This window comes from Ruegeria halocynthiae, from assembly GCF_900106805.1.
Taxonomy (GTDB): Bacteria; Pseudomonadota; Alphaproteobacteria; order Rhodobacterales; family Rhodobacteraceae; genus Ruegeria; species Ruegeria halocynthiae.
In genome coordinates this window covers 220,110-235,523 of the sequence record NZ_FNNP01000002.1, presented here as the reverse complement: position 1 = coordinate 235,523, position 15,414 = coordinate 220,110, and the positions used below count along the sequence as shown (strand labels likewise).

Here is a 15,414-nt window from a genome sequence, read left to right as displayed (position 1 = left end):
CATGGCGCGTAACGACCACCTTCTGTCTGTAGGAAACGAGGCTCTGTCCGAGGTGACAGAGGCAATGACCTCGCTGACGACACAGATCGACCAATTGACAGAGGTGGCGGATGCGCGCTCGTCCGCGCGATTGGCCGCGCTCAAGACCAAAATGGAGAACTTCACTGCCAGCGTCACGATGGTGGGGCAGGTGAAGGCAGGAAAATCCTCAATTGTGAACATTCTGGCCGGGCGACCAAACCTGTTGCCATCGGATGTGAACCCGTGGACCTCGGTGGTGACAACGCTGAACATCAACACCCGCACCGAGGGTGGCACCAAATCCAAATTCACTTTCTTCGAGCAAGAAGAATGGGACAACCTTATGGTTGGTGGAGGTCGGCTAGGCGAGTTGGCCAATCGGGCGGGCGCCGATGACGAGATGGATGATATCCGCCATCAGATCGGAGAGATGAAGGCCAAGTCAGAAGAGCGGCTGGGTAAGCATTTCGACCTGATCCTCGGGCAAAGCCACCAGTATGATTACTTTGATGACGAGCTGATCCAGCGCTATGTATGTCTAGGGGATGAGGACGACCCGGATATTGATCCCAAGACGGGCCGCTTTGCGGATGTGACGAAATCGGCTGAGCTGTTCATGGATATCCCGCAATATCCGATCTCGCTCAAGCTATGCGATACGCCCGGTGTGAACGATACTTTCATGGTGCGTGAACAGATCACGCTGCGCAGCCTGCGCGGATCAGAGGTATGTATTGTTGTACTGGCCGCAAGTCAGGCGCTGACGACGATGGATATGGCGCTGATGCGGATTATCGCTCAGTTCGAAAACCGTCAGATCATCCTGTTCGTGAATCGTATCGATGAGTTGTCGGACCCGGTCACGCAGGTGCCCGAGATCCGTGACCGAATACTGGATACATTGAAACGGAACAGCATTGATGCCAACACCAGCGTCGTTTTCGGCAGCGCCCTGTGGGCCGAGGCCGCGCTGACCGGAAATCCGGACATATTGAGTGAGGAATCGCGCGAGGCGCTGAACACGTTCTATCTGGCTGCTGGGTTTGGCGATCAGGCGGCATCGTTGGATAAGATCTGGGCGCTTTCAGGCTTGCCTGATCTGTTGCTTGCGATGAATGAACGCATCGCAGAAGGTGCAGGAACGCGCTTGCTGGATCGCGTTCGTCATCGGGCTCGTAACATCGCCAGCCAGATTCGCGCGACGGCCGTGGCCAAGACGCTGTCGAATTCCGACGGAATTGTTCGGGATCTGGATGGTGCGTCACCTGAAGAAGCGATTGCAAAGGTTTCGTCCGAGTACGAAAAGAAAGCTTCGGAACTGACCACCAAACTGCGCGACAAGGTGTTAGAGCGACTTGCTTCTGCAGAAGCGAACTTTGTCAAACGCGCAACAGATTCGCTGATCTCGCATCTGGAACAGAGTGGCGAGCAGGGCACATGGCAATACGACCCAGCCGGTCTGCGGACGTTACAAAAGGCCGCTTACTTCAGTTTCGCGCGCTCAATGCGCAAGGACGCGGGCGCGCTTTATTCGACTGCAGCGGCAGATGTCGAAGCGCTTTATCAAAAGTTGCTGGGCAACCATCTGGGTGAGTTCAACATCGAAGCACCGATCGTGCCGCGTGTGCCTCCGCCGTTGGGAATCGGTCGCACAATCGCGCTTGATCTACAGAGCACTTGGTGGCGCCGCTGGTGGCAACGCCGCAAAGGATTCGAAGCCTATGCCGCAGATTACACTCGTCTGATCGCATCCGAGGCGAACTCGATCACCAAGGACATCGAAGAGAACCAGATCGCTGCCGTGTTGGAAAATGTTCGAGCCACGCTGACCGATTTCATGGCCGAGCAGAAAGATACATTGCTCAGCATCTCACAATCACCTGACCGTGCAGCGGCGCAGTTGACCGAGGAGAAGCCGCGGAAATCACGTGATGATATTCTGGGTGACATCCTGAAAGATCTTAGTAACGAAGCAGCATAAGAAGAGTTATGGTAAAAGATTCACAAACCCGCTTCGTCTCTCCCAAGGCCTGGAACCGCATCGAGCAGTGGTCCCGCCGCAAACCCGTGTTTGCGCTTATGGGGGAATTCAGTGCCGGTAAATCGACATTGATGAATTTCCTGCTGCGCAAGCAGGCCTTGCCGACGCAGGTCACTGCAACTCAGTTGCCGCCGATCTGGTTCAGTTGGGGCAGCCGACCAGCCTATGTCAAACGACATGATGGCAGCACTCAGACTATCGAATTGAATCAGCTTGAGCAGGTTGGTGTCAACGACGCACAGTTCATACGTATCTTCCTGAAGGCTGATATCCTTGAGGCAGTTGATCTGATCGACACGCCCGGAATTTCGGATCCTAAAATCTCAACCGATGTCTGGCAGCGCGCGGTTGGTCAGGCCAATGGTGTGTTGTGGTGCACCCACTCGACCCAGGCCTGGCGCGAAACCGAGCGCGCAACATGGGTGTCGCTGCCCGAACGCCTGCAGCATAAGTCGCTTCTGTTGATCACACGCGCAGATGCGCTGGGTCAGAAAGACCGGCAAAAGGTCTTGCGCCGCGTGAACCGTGAGGCGGGTCATTTGTTCAATCGCACCATTCTGTTTTCGGCGCGCGATGCCATCATGGCGCGTGACAAAACGGGTGATACTGAACTGTGGTCGCGCAGCGGTGGTGGCAAGATGGTCGACAGCTTTCTTGAGATCACCGAACAGATCATGGACAGTCGCGCCGATATGCTGGCTCGGTACCAGATTGACAAATCGCTATCTGAGGGGCCCAAGGTTCAACCTATGCGGCCCGAGAAACACTCTGGCGATGCACCGCTAAAACTTGTGACGCCGTTGGAAGAGGACGGCGCAGAAGCTGAAAGTGATGTCATCACCAGTTTCCCAGTGCGCCCGGCCCGCGTCGAACGGCGGGCCGAAGACACCGGGCACGCACGGATCGATGCGGAGGAAGCTGAGCGTTTGCGCGCTGAGATGACGACCGAAGCGGAGCCGGTCGAAGAAGATCTGCGCGCGCTGTTTTCGGACCAGTCGGACGAACCTCTGGATTTGAACACTCTTGCGAATCCGGTAACCGACGTTGATGAATTCGACTTTATGGACGACGAAGACGAGGACCAGGAAGACGCAGAACTTATTGTTCTCAGCCCTGATGAAGGATCAGATCCTGCCGAAGTGACGGAGAGCGCTCCGACTGCTTCAGCAGAGGTCGCGGATACCTCGGACATCGAAGTCTCAGTTTCCTCAATTACGGCCCTGCTGGCCGAACAGTCAGAGAGCTCTGCAGACGAATACGAGCCCGAGCCGGAATCGAATTCTCTGGCACCCAACTGCGTGGTGTCGATGAATAACGAAAACACCCCAGATGAAATCGATGCCGAGGGTGATCACACTCAGGCTGAAGTTCCGAGGGATATATCTGTTGCATCTCCGCTCAGCGCATTGGAGATGTGGGGTGAAATCGTGGCGCGTGAAAACCTGCCCGATGATGCGAAGGGTCTGAAAAGCGCCTTTGCGGCGTTTCTGTCCGAGTTTGATCAGATCGCGATGGAACATGATGCGCGAAGAAACCAGGGCACGTTGCGCGGGGTTCCTGAATCCACAAAAAGCGGCGGGGCAGAATGGCATGCTGTTTAGGTTTGTCCCGATGGTGGGTGTCTGAATGTCTATAGAATCCGCTTTGGCTTCGGCCATCAAGACCATACCCGACTGCATCGCAGCCGGGTATGTTGATATGGAAACAGGCATGTTGTTGGGCGTCGACGCATCCGACAAGGACAGCGCCGATGCGCTGGAAAATCTTGCAATAGCGGTTGTGAACCTGTTTCAGGGCCGCGGGATGCGTGGCTTTGAAGAGTTGTTGCGCGCGGCTGATGTTGATGAGGCGGAACACGCCGGATTTGGGGAAATCGCGGTGTTCTCGAATGATCGTCTGCACATCTTTCTCAGGACGCGGGAGTATCCTGATCACGTCGTGTGCTATATCTGCCGCGACAGTGCAAATGTTGGACTGGCGCTTACAAAATCACATCTCAGCCTCGAACCAGTAGCGGCTGCAGTTTAGACGGGACCAGAGGGGGTCACGGCATGATGGATAGTGAAATTCTGGATATGCTCGAAGACATCGGGCGGTCTTCGGTCGCGCGATTATCTCCGGCGGTCTACCTGTCCGGTAACAATGCTCAGGTGCGCCGGGACGAAGTTCTGGGAGCAATTCGTGGTACGATCCTGCCTCGGCGGTTGGAATTCACGGCTGCTGACGGCGCGGTACTGGCGATTGAGGTCAACAGTTCCCGGATAACGGATGTGTTTCGCTGTGTATCGGGCTCGGTACCGGATTTTGAAACCGAGGCGCGTGAGAATCTGACCGAACGTCTGGCCCAACTAGTATCAGAGATCGCGACTGCACCGGGTCCACTGGAACTGGTTTCCCTGCGCCCGGATGTAACGATTGAGGCTGATGACGTGGGTATTACTCTTTCAGAAGTCTACGCAGCCTGTGCCCGGATTGCACTACCCGAAGAACCGCGCATGACCATCGTTCCGGACCAGGTACCTAAACCAGAAGCTCAGCCAGAAGCGGAACCGCAGGAACCTGATGGGATCGCCCGCAAGTTTTATGAGAGTGCTGAACGGTTTGCATTGGGTCGGATACTTATCGGAGGGGTAGATGCTGAAACGCGGTGCGAAGGTCTTTGTGCGCCTGGGCAGCCAGCGCACCCGGAAAAAGATCTGCTGACCCGCTTCGCACGTGATCTCGCCGGGTGGCAAACTGACGGTTCCGATGCATTGTCCGAGCCACAACTGATTGTTATGCGCCCGACAGGTGGTCAGGGGGCTGGCCTCGCCATCCTGCGCGATGGACGGGAAACTGCCGCCGCCGTGCATGATGTCCGCAAGCTGGGCGCCGTCGTTAATCTATGGAAAGCCTTTAAAAACGCCGCCGAATGACCGCGTTCCTGCCAAATAGTGTCCAATTTGAAATGTTAAATCAAAAATACGAGTTACCAGGGTAAATCTTATGAGTGAAATGAACCGCCGCGAGCTTATTCGCATCGCAGAAGACATGAACGGGATTAGCAATGACGAAACACGTCACTTCATCTCGCGCATCGTTGACGACTTGTCGAACCTCAAGCCCTCGATCGCCTTCGTCGGCCAGATCAAGGCCGGGAAATCGCGCCTGATTAATGGGTTTACCGGACAGGCCGAATATCTTCCCTCGGATGTGAACCCCTGGACGACCGTAATCACTGACATGCATTTCGGCCACCCGTCGGGTCGGACATCAGGTGCCGAGTTTCACTTCTTCGACAACCGCCAATGGCAGGCGCTGATCGCCGAAGGTGAAGAACTGCGCAACATGTTCCCCGATGAAGAGGACAGCTATAAGCGCGAAATGATCGAAGAGCAGGTCGAGGCGATGAAAACCCGCGCCAAGCTGCGTCTGGGCGAAAGCTACAAGCACCTGCTGGGCCAGCATCACGATCTGGACGAACTGACCACGGACGATTTGGCACGCTATGTCTGTGCGGGGGATGATCCGACAGACGAAGATCAGTATGACCCCGGTTCGGATCGCGGGCTCTACAGTGATATCACCCGCAAGGCCGAGGTCTATTTTGACATCGGCCATTTCCCCTATCCGGTGACTGTAACCGATACTCCGGGCGTCAATGACCCGCTGTTGATCCGCGAAGAAATCTCGCGCCAATACCTCAAGGAATCTGACTTCTTTGTTGTGGTGCTGTCGGCACATCAGGCACTTTCGCGCGCCGACCTGAAGCTGTTCCGCCTGATGCAGGCGCTGGAACTTGGTCAGATAGTGGTTTTCATCAACCGCGTGGACGAGCTGGGTGGCGGTGCCGAGGACGCCTCAAAAGTGCGTGCTGACGTGATGAACGGGCTTGAACAGGCGCTCGGCAATTCGGACATTGATGTGCTGATGGGCAGCGCTCAGTGGGCGCATTATGCCCTGACCGGTGATGAAAGCGGGATTGATCACGATCAGATTCTCGCATGGCTGCGGGCGCATCCCGAGCAAATGAAGCAGTATCTGGAAGGTGTCGAAGAGATCAAGAATGGCCCCGGCCCCATCAGCCGAGAAGGCGTTTTACGCTTTGCAGCAATGATCGCATCAGGACTGCCAGATCTGCGTCGTCACGTCACTAAAGCGCTGACGGACGGGCCGCGCCAAGAGCATCTCAATATGGCGTGGCAACATCTCAACAGCTTTGCTCAGGGTGAACTCGAGCGCAGTGCGGCGCGGTTGCGCGCGATCGAAGAGCAGGATGGGCCCGACACAGCCGACGTTGAGGAAAACAACAAAACGCTTGCCGAGCTGCGCACGCTGGTCGCTGAAAAGTCCGAAGCGATAACTAACGATATGGACGATGTGCTGGCCAATCTGCGGGGCGTTATGGATGACACCGTAACCGAGGCCGTTTCGATTGTGGTTCGTGGACCCGATGGGCAATCACCCTTGCTAGCCAAAGATGGTGATACCGAACTGAACTTTACACCGCTGCGTGAGCGGATGCGCGAACTGGTTCAGGGGGCAACGCAAGTGGTGCGCCAGCGTATGCTCAGCGAGCTTTATGCCATCGATATGCAAAGCAACGCTGCCTTGCGTGCCCTGCCCGGCTGGCAGGAGCCTGTAGACAGCCGGATGAATACCAGCGCCGTGCGTTGGTTCCGCCCGGATACCAGTGCGTTGACCCGGGGCATTACGGTTGAGCTGCGTGTAACGTGGCTGTCGCGACTGATTTCGCGCCGCAGTGTTCTGAACCGCGCGGAAAAGATGATCGTTCAGGAGTTTGAGATGATCGGCGATGATCTGGTCGATACCGCCCGTAGCGACCTTATCGAGCGGATGAAGACCGTTCTGGATCACTATTTGGCGTTGCTGGCCGGGCATTTGGAACACCGCGCCGGACCCGATGGCACGAATGCGCGCACAGATGCGCAACGTGCGGTTGACCAAGCGCGGCGCATCAGCGATGAACTGGGTGCGGTGAATGGAGCCGCGCCCGTGGACACTCGACAGGCAGAGGCCGCAGAATGATTGAATTCCCCGGAACCGAGAAGGAAGTGCGCCAGCTGGAGCGTTTCCTGACCGCCACTGAAAACACCCCCTCTTCGGCAGAGCTGGATGACATGCGCACCCGTGCGCTGGCCTATGCCGAGAGGCTTTCGAACGCGGTTTCAATCGGTTTCGCCGGTGAGTTTGGTGCCGGAAAGTCCAGTCTCGCGAACATGCTTGCGGGTGCTGATATTCTGCCCACCGGGCCGCAGCATCTGAAACTGCCACTGGTCATCGTGGCATATGCCGAAACACCAGAGACGACAGTCGGCTGGTGGAATAAGGAACCCAAGGTCTATGCTGGCGTAGCGCTGGAAAAAGCAGCTTTGGACGACCCTGATTTCATCTCGGTCGGGCTGAACACCCCTGCCCTGCAAGAGATCTCGTTGTTTGATCTGCCCGGTGCGGGCGCGCTGGATGATACCTACAAGCAGACACTGGGGCTGCTGGATTATGTGGATTGCGCAATCTGGTGCACCAACGGCACCAATGCATGGCGCGAGACAGAGCGCCACCTATGGTCGCAGGTTCCGCAAAAACTGCGTGATAACAGTTTGATGGCCGTAACTCATGCCGATCTGCCACCGGTTCGTGATTCGCTGGATCGGGTCGTTTCCCGTCTGAACAAGGAAAAGGGCGAGCTGTTCCGAGCAGTTGTTCCGATCGGTACCCCGGTTGCTGTTCGGGCCATGGAGCAGGAACCCGAGCCGGATTTCGATTTGTGGGAGACATGCGGCGGCCAGAACCTGGCTGAACAAGTTTTGCGTGTCGCGTCGGATCACCGGCGGCACGATCTTGAAGCTGCGCGAAAAGATCTGGCCGAAGAATTCCTGCCATATATGGAAAAGCTCACTGGTGCTGCTCAGGAAAGTGACACCGAAGCGGATGGCAAAACCGTTCTTGCAAGCCTTGAAACCGCCCTGCCCCCTCTGGACAATCCGATCCTCGAGGACTGGCTGGCCGCTATCGCCAGCATATACAACGACCTGCGCGAAAGTTCGGATATCGAGCCTGCGGCTTTTCTCCAAAGCTGTCAGGAAATCGTTGAGGATTTTTCCGAGCGGCTGGAGTCCGGTGCCGAAATCGACCCCAAGGGGGACTGGATTCCGGCAGAATTCGAAAAGGCGACCGATCTGCTGTTGTTGCTGCAATTTGAAAGTGGCGATGCACCGCTGAAGGACGCAATAAGCATCCTCGCGCAGCTTAGTGACAATCTGGCCTGGGCCGGTAGTACGGTTGCCTCGGCACCCTCAAGAACTGGTACCTAGTCGTTTTCCCGCTTTAATTGAGCCGCATCGCAGCGATTCGAAGGATGCGGAATCACACCGCTATTGTTTCGAATCCGTGGACCAAGCCTCCATCTCGACGATATAGACTCCAAATAGTTCATCGCTAAATTACCATATATGGTGGTACACTATCCCATTCACACCATATTTATGTTTTTCTTTTTCCGGGTCCATAGTGAAGCCATGAGGCGGCCCCAATAATGTCAAATTTGAAACGTCTAACCGTCTCAAGTGTCCTGCGGTTGTGTTTGGTTGTGAGTTCGCGGGCTGAAGCCCTAGTTATCCATGCCGCAAAACGAGTAATATGGGCGGGAAGAAATGAGCCACAACCAGGCGGTCGGCGCGACGCACGACGAACCTCACATCGAAGGATTGCAGCCAGGCGCAAAGCTGCTGCGCGGTCAGTATGAGATCCTGCGCTTTCTTAGCAACGGCGGCTTTGGAATTACCTATCTTGCACGGGATAGCCTGGATCGGGATGTTGTCATCAAGGAATGCTATCCAGGGGCGCTCTGCCAGCGGAATGGTGATCTGGTCGAGCCCGCCAATCCTGACCATAAGGATGACCTGCGCGCGATCATAGATCTGTTCATTCAGGAAGCCCGCAACCATGCGCGGCTGGTCCACCCGAATATCGTCGACGTGCATCAGGTGTTCGAAGACAATAACACCGCCTATATCGCGATGGATCTGATCCGGGGTTGCGATCTGCTGGATTACGTCGAGAATCCCGACAACAAAAGCGGGCCGGACTTTATTGTTCAGGCCACAGAAAAAATGCTGTCTGCGGTGTCCTTCATTCACCAAAGCGGTATGTTGCATCGCGATATCTCGCCCGACAATATTTTGATTGACGAGAATGGCGAGCCAATCCTGATTGATTTCGGTGCGGCGCGTGAACAAGCGGCAAACAAGTCGGCAGCACTGCTGACGCTGCGGGTGATCAAGGACGGCTACTCTCCACACGAGTTCTATGTGCGCGGTGCGGATCAGGGGCCAAGCAGTGACCTCTATGTGCTGGCGGCAACGCTTTATCATGCCATCAGCGGTGAGCGTCCGATCGACGGTCAGACGCGCCTGAACGCTTTCAACAACGATCAATCTGATCCCTATACGCCTCTGGCAGGACGCTTCAAAGGGTATCCGGACGGGTTCCTCAAAGCGATTGACAAGGCGATGGAGGTGCACGCAACTGACCGGTTGCAAACAGCGCTTGACTGGCTGCGCATGTTCCGCGGGCCCGGTGTGATGTTCGACAGTTTCGCCTATCGCCCAGTTTCGGTCATCGTCGGCATGGATCGCAAGGACGAGCAGGCGGAAAAGGAACGGATCAAAGCAGAAAGCGAGAACGCCGAGGCCGTAGTGACTGCTCTGCTGGCCGGCAACTCTGATCTGGCCCTTGGAAATGAGGACAAGTCGGAAGATGACCGCGCCAAATTCGCGCCGCAGGACGAGGCCATGGCTACGGTCGACACGATTGTAAAAAGCGGCTCGGGTGGCAGTGGCAAGATGATCGTGGGCGTGGCGGTTGTGTTTGCGGCGCTGGCAGCCGGTGGATATTTCATAATGGCGGGCGATCAGCCAACGCCCGAGGCAACCACGGCGACTGCACAGGTTCCGGCCGCTCCGGTACCCGATGATGCAGCGTCAGAACCAGTCGAGCAGACTGCCGAAGCCGTAACAGAGCCGCAACCGGCCGAGGTTGCTTCGGTACCAGAACCAGAAACGTCGCAGGACCAACCTGTCGAGCAGACACAGGCAGCCGACGTCGTCACGGACGCACAACCGGATATTGTTGCCGAGCCAGAACCCGAGGTGGTTGAGGTCACATCCAGCGCACCGGTGACGCCAGTAAACCTGGCCGAAAACCAGGTGGCGTTTGGGCATTGGGATGTTGAAATCCCCTTCTCGATGTCCAAGCGTCGCAGTTCAACCGGCAACGTTATCGCGATCAACAATCTCAATCCGGGTCAGGATAAATCTGTGATTGGGGATTGGGTTGAGCGCGGTGCTACGATCTTTACCCTGAACAGTGAACCGATCCGCTCGGATGCGCCGCTTGCCGCTCAGGTTCTGGATGATTTCTCAGTTGATCCGGATGGCTATATTCGTGTGGCGGCCCGATATCGTACTCTGGGGCAGACACGAGCTCAGAACGGATTGCTGGCCCTGCCCGCGCATCGCAGCTTTGGCTTGCAAAATGGGTATACATTCGATGTGCATCACACCGGTGAAGCCGGATGGCAGACCGTCGTAGCAACGATCCCGCAAGAAACTGCAGGCGGATTGCAGCAAGGTGACGTCCTGCTGCGCGAAGTACAAAGCGGTGTAGCGATCAGCGAGCCCGAGAGTCTGGATGACATCCTTGCCGGGCTGGTGTCCGAGAATAATCCCGAAGCCCGCCTGAGCGTTCTGCGCAACGGGACCGAAATCACTGCGATCATGCAGTTGACGCAGGAGTAATCGTATAGGTGCCGCCAGCGTGTGTACTGGGGGTGCCGCCTCAAACGTCACCCCGTCGGGATTTGGGCCCGTCGCAAAGTAAATGTTTATCTGTTCCCTCTTCATCAGTGACCTCCGCCTTTGGCGCAGCGGTTAACAGCAGTCTCGCGGGAAATTATCCGCATCAGAAATCAAAGAAGGTGTCGACACCATGTTCAAATATAAAAGCCCTCTTAGCCGGCTTCTCGAAGGTGCCGGCAAACCGAAAGAAGAAGATGCAGCAGAGATCGAAGCAGTTGAAGAAGCTGTAGAGACTGAAAAACCCGAGCCGATCGCGGATTTCAACGCCCTTCGCGCAGCACTTGCGGGTGGCAACGTGAACTCGGACAGTTACGAGGAAACAGACGAACTGATCCCGGAAGAACCCATGCCGGAGTTCGACGAAGATCAGACCGTTGAAGAGGAAGTAGCCGAGGCCCCGGAGGTCGAAGGCGATGATGAGCAGATCGTCACGCTTCACTTGAATACGGAGGACGTCGCTGAAGAAGAGCAGCCGTTGGCAGAAGTCGCTGAACTAGCGGGCTCGGAAAGCGAAGACGTAGCCGAGGCCCCTGATCAGCCAGAGTTCGCCGCCGAACCGGCATCAGAACCTGTCCCAATGCCGGTTGACGAAGCACCGCAATCCGCTGAGGCCCCTGCCCCAGCCGAGGACAGACGCTCGCGTGTCAAGACCACCTTCTTGGGCTTTGAAAGGGCTGATACGCATGTTCAAGAACTGATCGAAACCGCTGAACCCGTTGCAAAAACGGATTCAACGCAAGAGACTTTCCCTGTTGGCTGGCTGGTCATAACCGCCGGCCCCGGTCGGGGTGCCTGTGTTACCTTGACCGAAGGGCTGATGCAGATCGGGCGCAACGACGATCAGGCCATTCAGCTGGATTTTGGCGATACCGGAATCTCGCGGAGCAATCACGCCGTCATCGCCTACGATCCGGAAGACCGGAAGTGTTATCTGGGTCATGGTGGTAAGGCTAATCTCGTGCGTTTGAATGGAAAGCCGGTGCTCAGCACCATTGCTCTGTCTAGCGGTGATCTTGTCCGTATCAGCGAAACTTCGGTTCGCTTTACCGCATTCTGCGATGATGGTTTTGACTGGCGGGATGCCGATTAATGCTGGCGACCCCTGCATATGATATTGCCCTGATCCTGGACCAGGGTCGGCGCGGCTCGCAGGAAGACGCGATTGCCGCTCGGGTCTCGGACACGGCAAATGCGGGATACGTTGTCATTGCCGACGGAATGGGCGGCCATGAGGCAGGTGATGTTGCATCGCAACTGGTCATTTCGGCGTGGCATGATGCAATGGATGCCCAGTTGGACGGGCCCGACCTTTCCGAGGGCGCTCTGCTCGACGCTCTGCCGCTGGCCGCAATGCAGGCCAACGCCGCGATGGCTAGCCATGGTGAAGAAAACAAGGTCAATCTGGGCTCTACCCTGCTGGGCATTCTGATGCTGGATCACCGGGTCTTCTGGATCTCGATCGGTGACAGCCCGCTGTATCTGTTTCGCGACGGCGCCTTGTCGCAGATCAACGAGGATCACTCGATGGCCCCGCTGATTGACGCGCAGTTGGCCCAAGGGTTGCTAAGCACAGAAGAGGCGCAGGCCCACCCCGACCGCAATCAGCTGACTTCGGTCATCATGGGCGCTGCGATCCCGAAGGTTGATTGTCCGGAACAGCCTCTGGCGCTGAAGGCGGCGGATGTTCTGATCCTCGGCAGCGACGGGCTGCAGTATCTCGGCAATGCCGAAATCGAAGCATTGCTGCGCACGCATATTCAATCTCCGGCCCGCGATATTGCCGACGCGCTTCTTCAGGCGTTGCACGCCAAGGCCGACCCGAACCAGGACAATATTTCAATCGCCGTCGTCAAACCGGCACAGACATAAACAAGGCAGTGAAACAGGACCAAATGAGAAACCATCTTATCATATCTAGCCTGGCTCTTGCGGCCGCGACAGGAGCGGCGTCGGCGCAAGAGGCGTGCTCGACCTACGAAATCCAGCGTGGCGACAGTTTGCGGGAACTGGCTCTCGCAGTCTACGCGACCGAGGACTACCGGATTATCTATGACGCAAACCGGGATATCATTGGTTCGAACCCCAACATCATCCGCGTTGGCGATGTACTGACCTTTCCCTGTCTGGAAGATGTCGGCCGCTCGGCACAGGTGCCGGACACCGAAGCTGGTCGCATGGCCGCTGAAATGGCGTCCGAACTGGTCAAAGCCGCCGAAGAGCGGGCCGAAAAGGCCATCGCCGCAGCCGAAGCCCGCGTCGCTGCGGCAGAGGCCGAAGCCAAAAAGGCCAGCGAGGATGCGGTGATTGATGCCAAAGCTGCGGCCAAGAAAGAAATCGAGGCTGCGCGTGCCGAAGGGGCTGCGCTGATCCGCAATGCGGATGCCGGTGAACGCCCGGAAATTCGTGACCGCCAACTCTTGCTGATCACTGGGGGTAACTACGCGCCCTTTACCGATGAAGCGCTGCCAAATCGTGGCCTCTACACCAATCTGGTTGAGACCGCGATGCTGCGGGCCGCGCCTGAACAGTCCTACAAAATCCAGTTCGTCAATGACTGGTCTTCACATCTGGATCTGTTGATGCCGACGCTCGCCTTTGATGCCACCTTCCCGTGGTCGCGTCCGAATTGTGAGGCAGTCGACTCGCTGTCGGAAAAAGACCGGGTGCGCTGCGAGACCTATAACTTCTCTAACCCGTTCTACGAAGTTGTGGACACGTTCTTTGCAAAGGACGGCTCGGGGTACGAACAGACGCTGACATACGCGGATTTCGCGGGCACAACGATTTGCCGACCCGAAGGGTGGTCGCTGTCGCATATGGATGCGGTCGGCCTCTACGAACCCGCCATTACCCTGATGCGCCCGGTCTCGCCGGATGACTGCTTCCATGCAGTTATGGAAGGTAACGCCGATATCGTTGCGATCGAGGCCCATTTGGCCGTCGAGGTGATCGGGCGGTTGGGCTATGAGCATCAGATCATCGAAAACCCCAACCTGGCGGCAATCAAGTCGCTTAACGTAATGACCCACAAAGACAATCCGGATGGGGAAGCGGTCCTTGAGACGCTCAACCAGGGTCTGGCGATCATGCAGCAATCCGGCGAATGGCGCGATATCGTTTCAACCGCGCTGCGCCATCAAATGGAAAATGGCTAAACCCCCAATTGGCCTGACTAAATAAACACTGGAGGAAGTGGACATGTTTAACAAGAAACTGAAGAAAGCAGTACTGTCGGCGTCAGCCTTCACCGCTCTGAGCGCCGGCGCCGCCGCCGCGCAAGAGGCCTGCAACAACTATACCGTTCAGGACGGCGATACGCTGGCGACCATTGCCATCGCCGCCTATGGCACCTCGAACTACCAGCCGATCTTTAACGCCAACCGGAATGCGATCACCAACCCCGGTTCGCTTTCCCCGGGCCTCGTGCTGGCTCTGCCCTGTGAGGATGGCAGCCTGCCCAATGGTCAAAGTGCTCAGGAACTGATTGCCGCGGAAGAAAAGCGCGCGGCAAGCGTAAAACGCTCGAATGTTTATGCACCACCGATCAAGTTGGTGGCAGGTAACGGATGGGAACCGTTTACCACCGAGTCGTTGAACGGTGGCGGAATCATGACTCGTCTGGCGACAACCAGCCTTCAGCGGGCTGGCAACAGCCGGGACTACTCGGTCAGCTTTGTGGACGACTGGAGCTCGCATCTGGACACGCTTCTGCCCCTTGGCGCGTTTGACATCTCGATCGCTTGGACCGTCCCTGATTGCACCAACCGCTCGTATGAGTGGTCTGAGGCGACCGAAGCCCGCTGCACGCAATTTGTCGCTTCGGTTCCGGTGTACGATATCGTCGGAGGTTTCTTCACCTTGCCTGAAAGCGATTATGCAAAGGCGACGGATTTCTCGGATCTCGAAGGATCGACCATTTGCCGTATGTCCGGCTGGAGCATGGTGGTTCTGGAAGAACAAGGTCTGAACCATAACAACACAACCGTGGTTCAGCCTAATTCGGCCCGCGAATGCCTTGATGCTGTATTGACCGGTACAGCTGATGTAGCGGCATTCGAAGTCGACCTGTTCGCATCGACAATGAAGGACATGGGCCTGACTTCGGCTGACATCGTTGAGAATCCGTATGTCTCGACTCTGTCGTCGATGAGCTTCCTTGCGCATCGCACCAACCCGTTCGCGCGCGAATACATCGCCATGATGAACAAGGGTTTGATTGAAATGCGTGAATCGGGTGAATGGTACGCGATTATTTCGGACACTCTGCGTGAGCAGAATGAAAAGCTGAACGCTGCATCCAACTGATCCCTCGGTCGATTCGACCAATCTTTGGGGCCGGTCTCAGGACCGGCCCTTTTTTTGTCGTTCAGAATCGTCTGTTGAGGTCGCCGGAAGGGGGAAACAATGTATCAGTCCTTTAGAGCATACATAATATCCAATATTGCTGTTAAACGGTCAAAAAAACCACTCCTCTACGGGAATCCCCCAATATTC

The 15,414-nt window shown here is 56.5% G+C and carries 11 protein-coding genes; all 11 read left to right on the top strand.

Annotated elements, in window-relative coordinates:
- Position 1 precedes the first annotated feature (1 nt).
- The 11 genes from BLU89_RS10175 to BLU89_RS10125 all read left to right on the top strand — a co-directional run bounded on the left by BLU89_RS10175 (position 2) and on the right by BLU89_RS10125 (position 15,225).
- Positions 2 to 2,002, top strand: a complete 2,001-nt coding sequence (locus BLU89_RS10175) for a dynamin family protein (protein WP_074736726.1) — start codon at positions 2 to 4, stop codon at positions 2,000 to 2,002.
- A gap of 8 nt (positions 2,003 to 2,010) precedes the next feature.
- On the top strand, positions 2,011 to 3,663 hold the full coding sequence (locus BLU89_RS10170) for a dynamin family protein (RefSeq protein ID WP_074736725.1): 1,653 nt from the start codon (positions 2,011 to 2,013) through the stop codon (positions 3,661 to 3,663).
- 25 nt (positions 3,664 to 3,688) lie between these two features.
- Positions 3,689 to 4,090, top strand: coding sequence for a hypothetical protein (locus BLU89_RS10165; RefSeq protein ID WP_074736724.1), 402 nt, complete (start codon positions 3,689 to 3,691; stop codon positions 4,088 to 4,090).
- Between the two features lie 23 nt (positions 4,091 to 4,113).
- Positions 4,114 to 4,977: a hypothetical protein gene (locus BLU89_RS10160; protein ID WP_074736723.1), complete on the top strand. Its 864-nt coding sequence runs from the start codon at positions 4,114 to 4,116 to the stop codon at positions 4,975 to 4,977.
- A 70-nt stretch (positions 4,978 to 5,047) separates the two neighbouring features.
- Complete coding sequence (locus BLU89_RS10155; RefSeq protein ID WP_074736722.1) at positions 5,048 to 7,090, top strand: dynamin family protein; 2,043 nt, start codon at positions 5,048 to 5,050, stop codon at positions 7,088 to 7,090.
- Positions 7,087 to 8,376: a dynamin family protein gene (locus BLU89_RS10150; protein ID WP_074736721.1), complete on the top strand. Its 1,290-nt coding sequence runs from the start codon at positions 7,087 to 7,089 to the stop codon at positions 8,374 to 8,376. The genes BLU89_RS10155 and BLU89_RS10150 overlap by 4 nt, the downstream gene beginning before the upstream one ends.
- Positions 8,377 to 8,715: 339 nt before the next feature.
- Positions 8,716 to 10,860, top strand: coding sequence for a serine/threonine protein kinase (locus tag BLU89_RS10145; protein ID WP_074736720.1), 2,145 nt, complete (start codon positions 8,716 to 8,718; stop codon positions 10,858 to 10,860).
- 190 nt (positions 10,861 to 11,050) lie between these two features.
- Positions 11,051 to 12,010, top strand: a complete 960-nt coding sequence (locus BLU89_RS10140) for an FHA domain-containing protein (protein WP_074736719.1) — start codon at positions 11,051 to 11,053, stop codon at positions 12,008 to 12,010.
- Positions 12,010 to 12,789, top strand: coding sequence for a PP2C family protein-serine/threonine phosphatase (locus BLU89_RS10135; RefSeq protein ID WP_074736718.1), 780 nt, complete (start codon positions 12,010 to 12,012; stop codon positions 12,787 to 12,789). Before BLU89_RS10140 ends, BLU89_RS10135 begins: the two co-directional genes overlap by 1 nt.
- 23 nt (positions 12,790 to 12,812) lie before the next feature.
- Positions 12,813 to 14,075, top strand: a complete 1,263-nt coding sequence (locus BLU89_RS10130; RefSeq protein ID WP_074736717.1) for a transporter substrate-binding domain-containing protein — start codon at positions 12,813 to 12,815, stop codon at positions 14,073 to 14,075.
- Positions 14,076 to 14,118: 43 nt separating this feature from the next.
- Positions 14,119 to 15,225 (top strand): transporter substrate-binding domain-containing protein, encoded by a 1,107-nt coding sequence (locus tag BLU89_RS10125; protein WP_074736716.1) that lies wholly within the window; start codon positions 14,119 to 14,121, stop codon positions 15,223 to 15,225.
- The last annotated feature ends 189 nt before the right edge of the window (positions 15,226 to 15,414 follow it).

Excerpts from the sequence above, each read along its gene's own strand:
- BLU89_RS10130 (WP_074736717.1), top strand. The coding sequence starts at position 12,813 with ATGAGAAACCATCTTATCATATCTAGCCTGGCTCTTGCGGCCGCGACA.
- BLU89_RS10145 (WP_074736720.1), top strand. The coding sequence starts at position 8,716 with ATGAGCCACAACCAGGCGGTCGGCGCGACGCACGACGAACCTCACATC.
- BLU89_RS10175 (WP_074736726.1), top strand. The coding sequence starts at position 2 with ATGGCGCGTAACGACCACCTTCTGTCTGTAGGAAACGAGGCTCTGTCC.
- BLU89_RS10135 (WP_074736718.1), top strand. The coding sequence starts at position 12,010 with ATGCTGGCGACCCCTGCATATGATATTGCCCTGATCCTGGACCAGGGT.
- BLU89_RS10155 (WP_074736722.1), top strand. The coding sequence starts at position 5,048 with ATGAGTGAAATGAACCGCCGCGAGCTTATTCGCATCGCAGAAGACATG.
- BLU89_RS10150 (WP_074736721.1), top strand. The coding sequence starts at position 7,087 with ATGATTGAATTCCCCGGAACCGAGAAGGAAGTGCGCCAGCTGGAGCGT.
- BLU89_RS10170 (WP_074736725.1), top strand. The coding sequence starts at position 2,011 with ATGGTAAAAGATTCACAAACCCGCTTCGTCTCTCCCAAGGCCTGGAAC.
- BLU89_RS10125 (WP_074736716.1), top strand. The coding sequence starts at position 14,119 with ATGTTTAACAAGAAACTGAAGAAAGCAGTACTGTCGGCGTCAGCCTTC.
- BLU89_RS10165 (WP_074736724.1), top strand. The coding sequence starts at position 3,689 with ATGTCTATAGAATCCGCTTTGGCTTCGGCCATCAAGACCATACCCGAC.
- BLU89_RS10140 (WP_074736719.1), top strand. The coding sequence starts at position 11,051 with ATGTTCAAATATAAAAGCCCTCTTAGCCGGCTTCTCGAAGGTGCCGGC.
- BLU89_RS10160 (WP_074736723.1), top strand. The coding sequence starts at position 4,114 with ATGATGGATAGTGAAATTCTGGATATGCTCGAAGACATCGGGCGGTCT.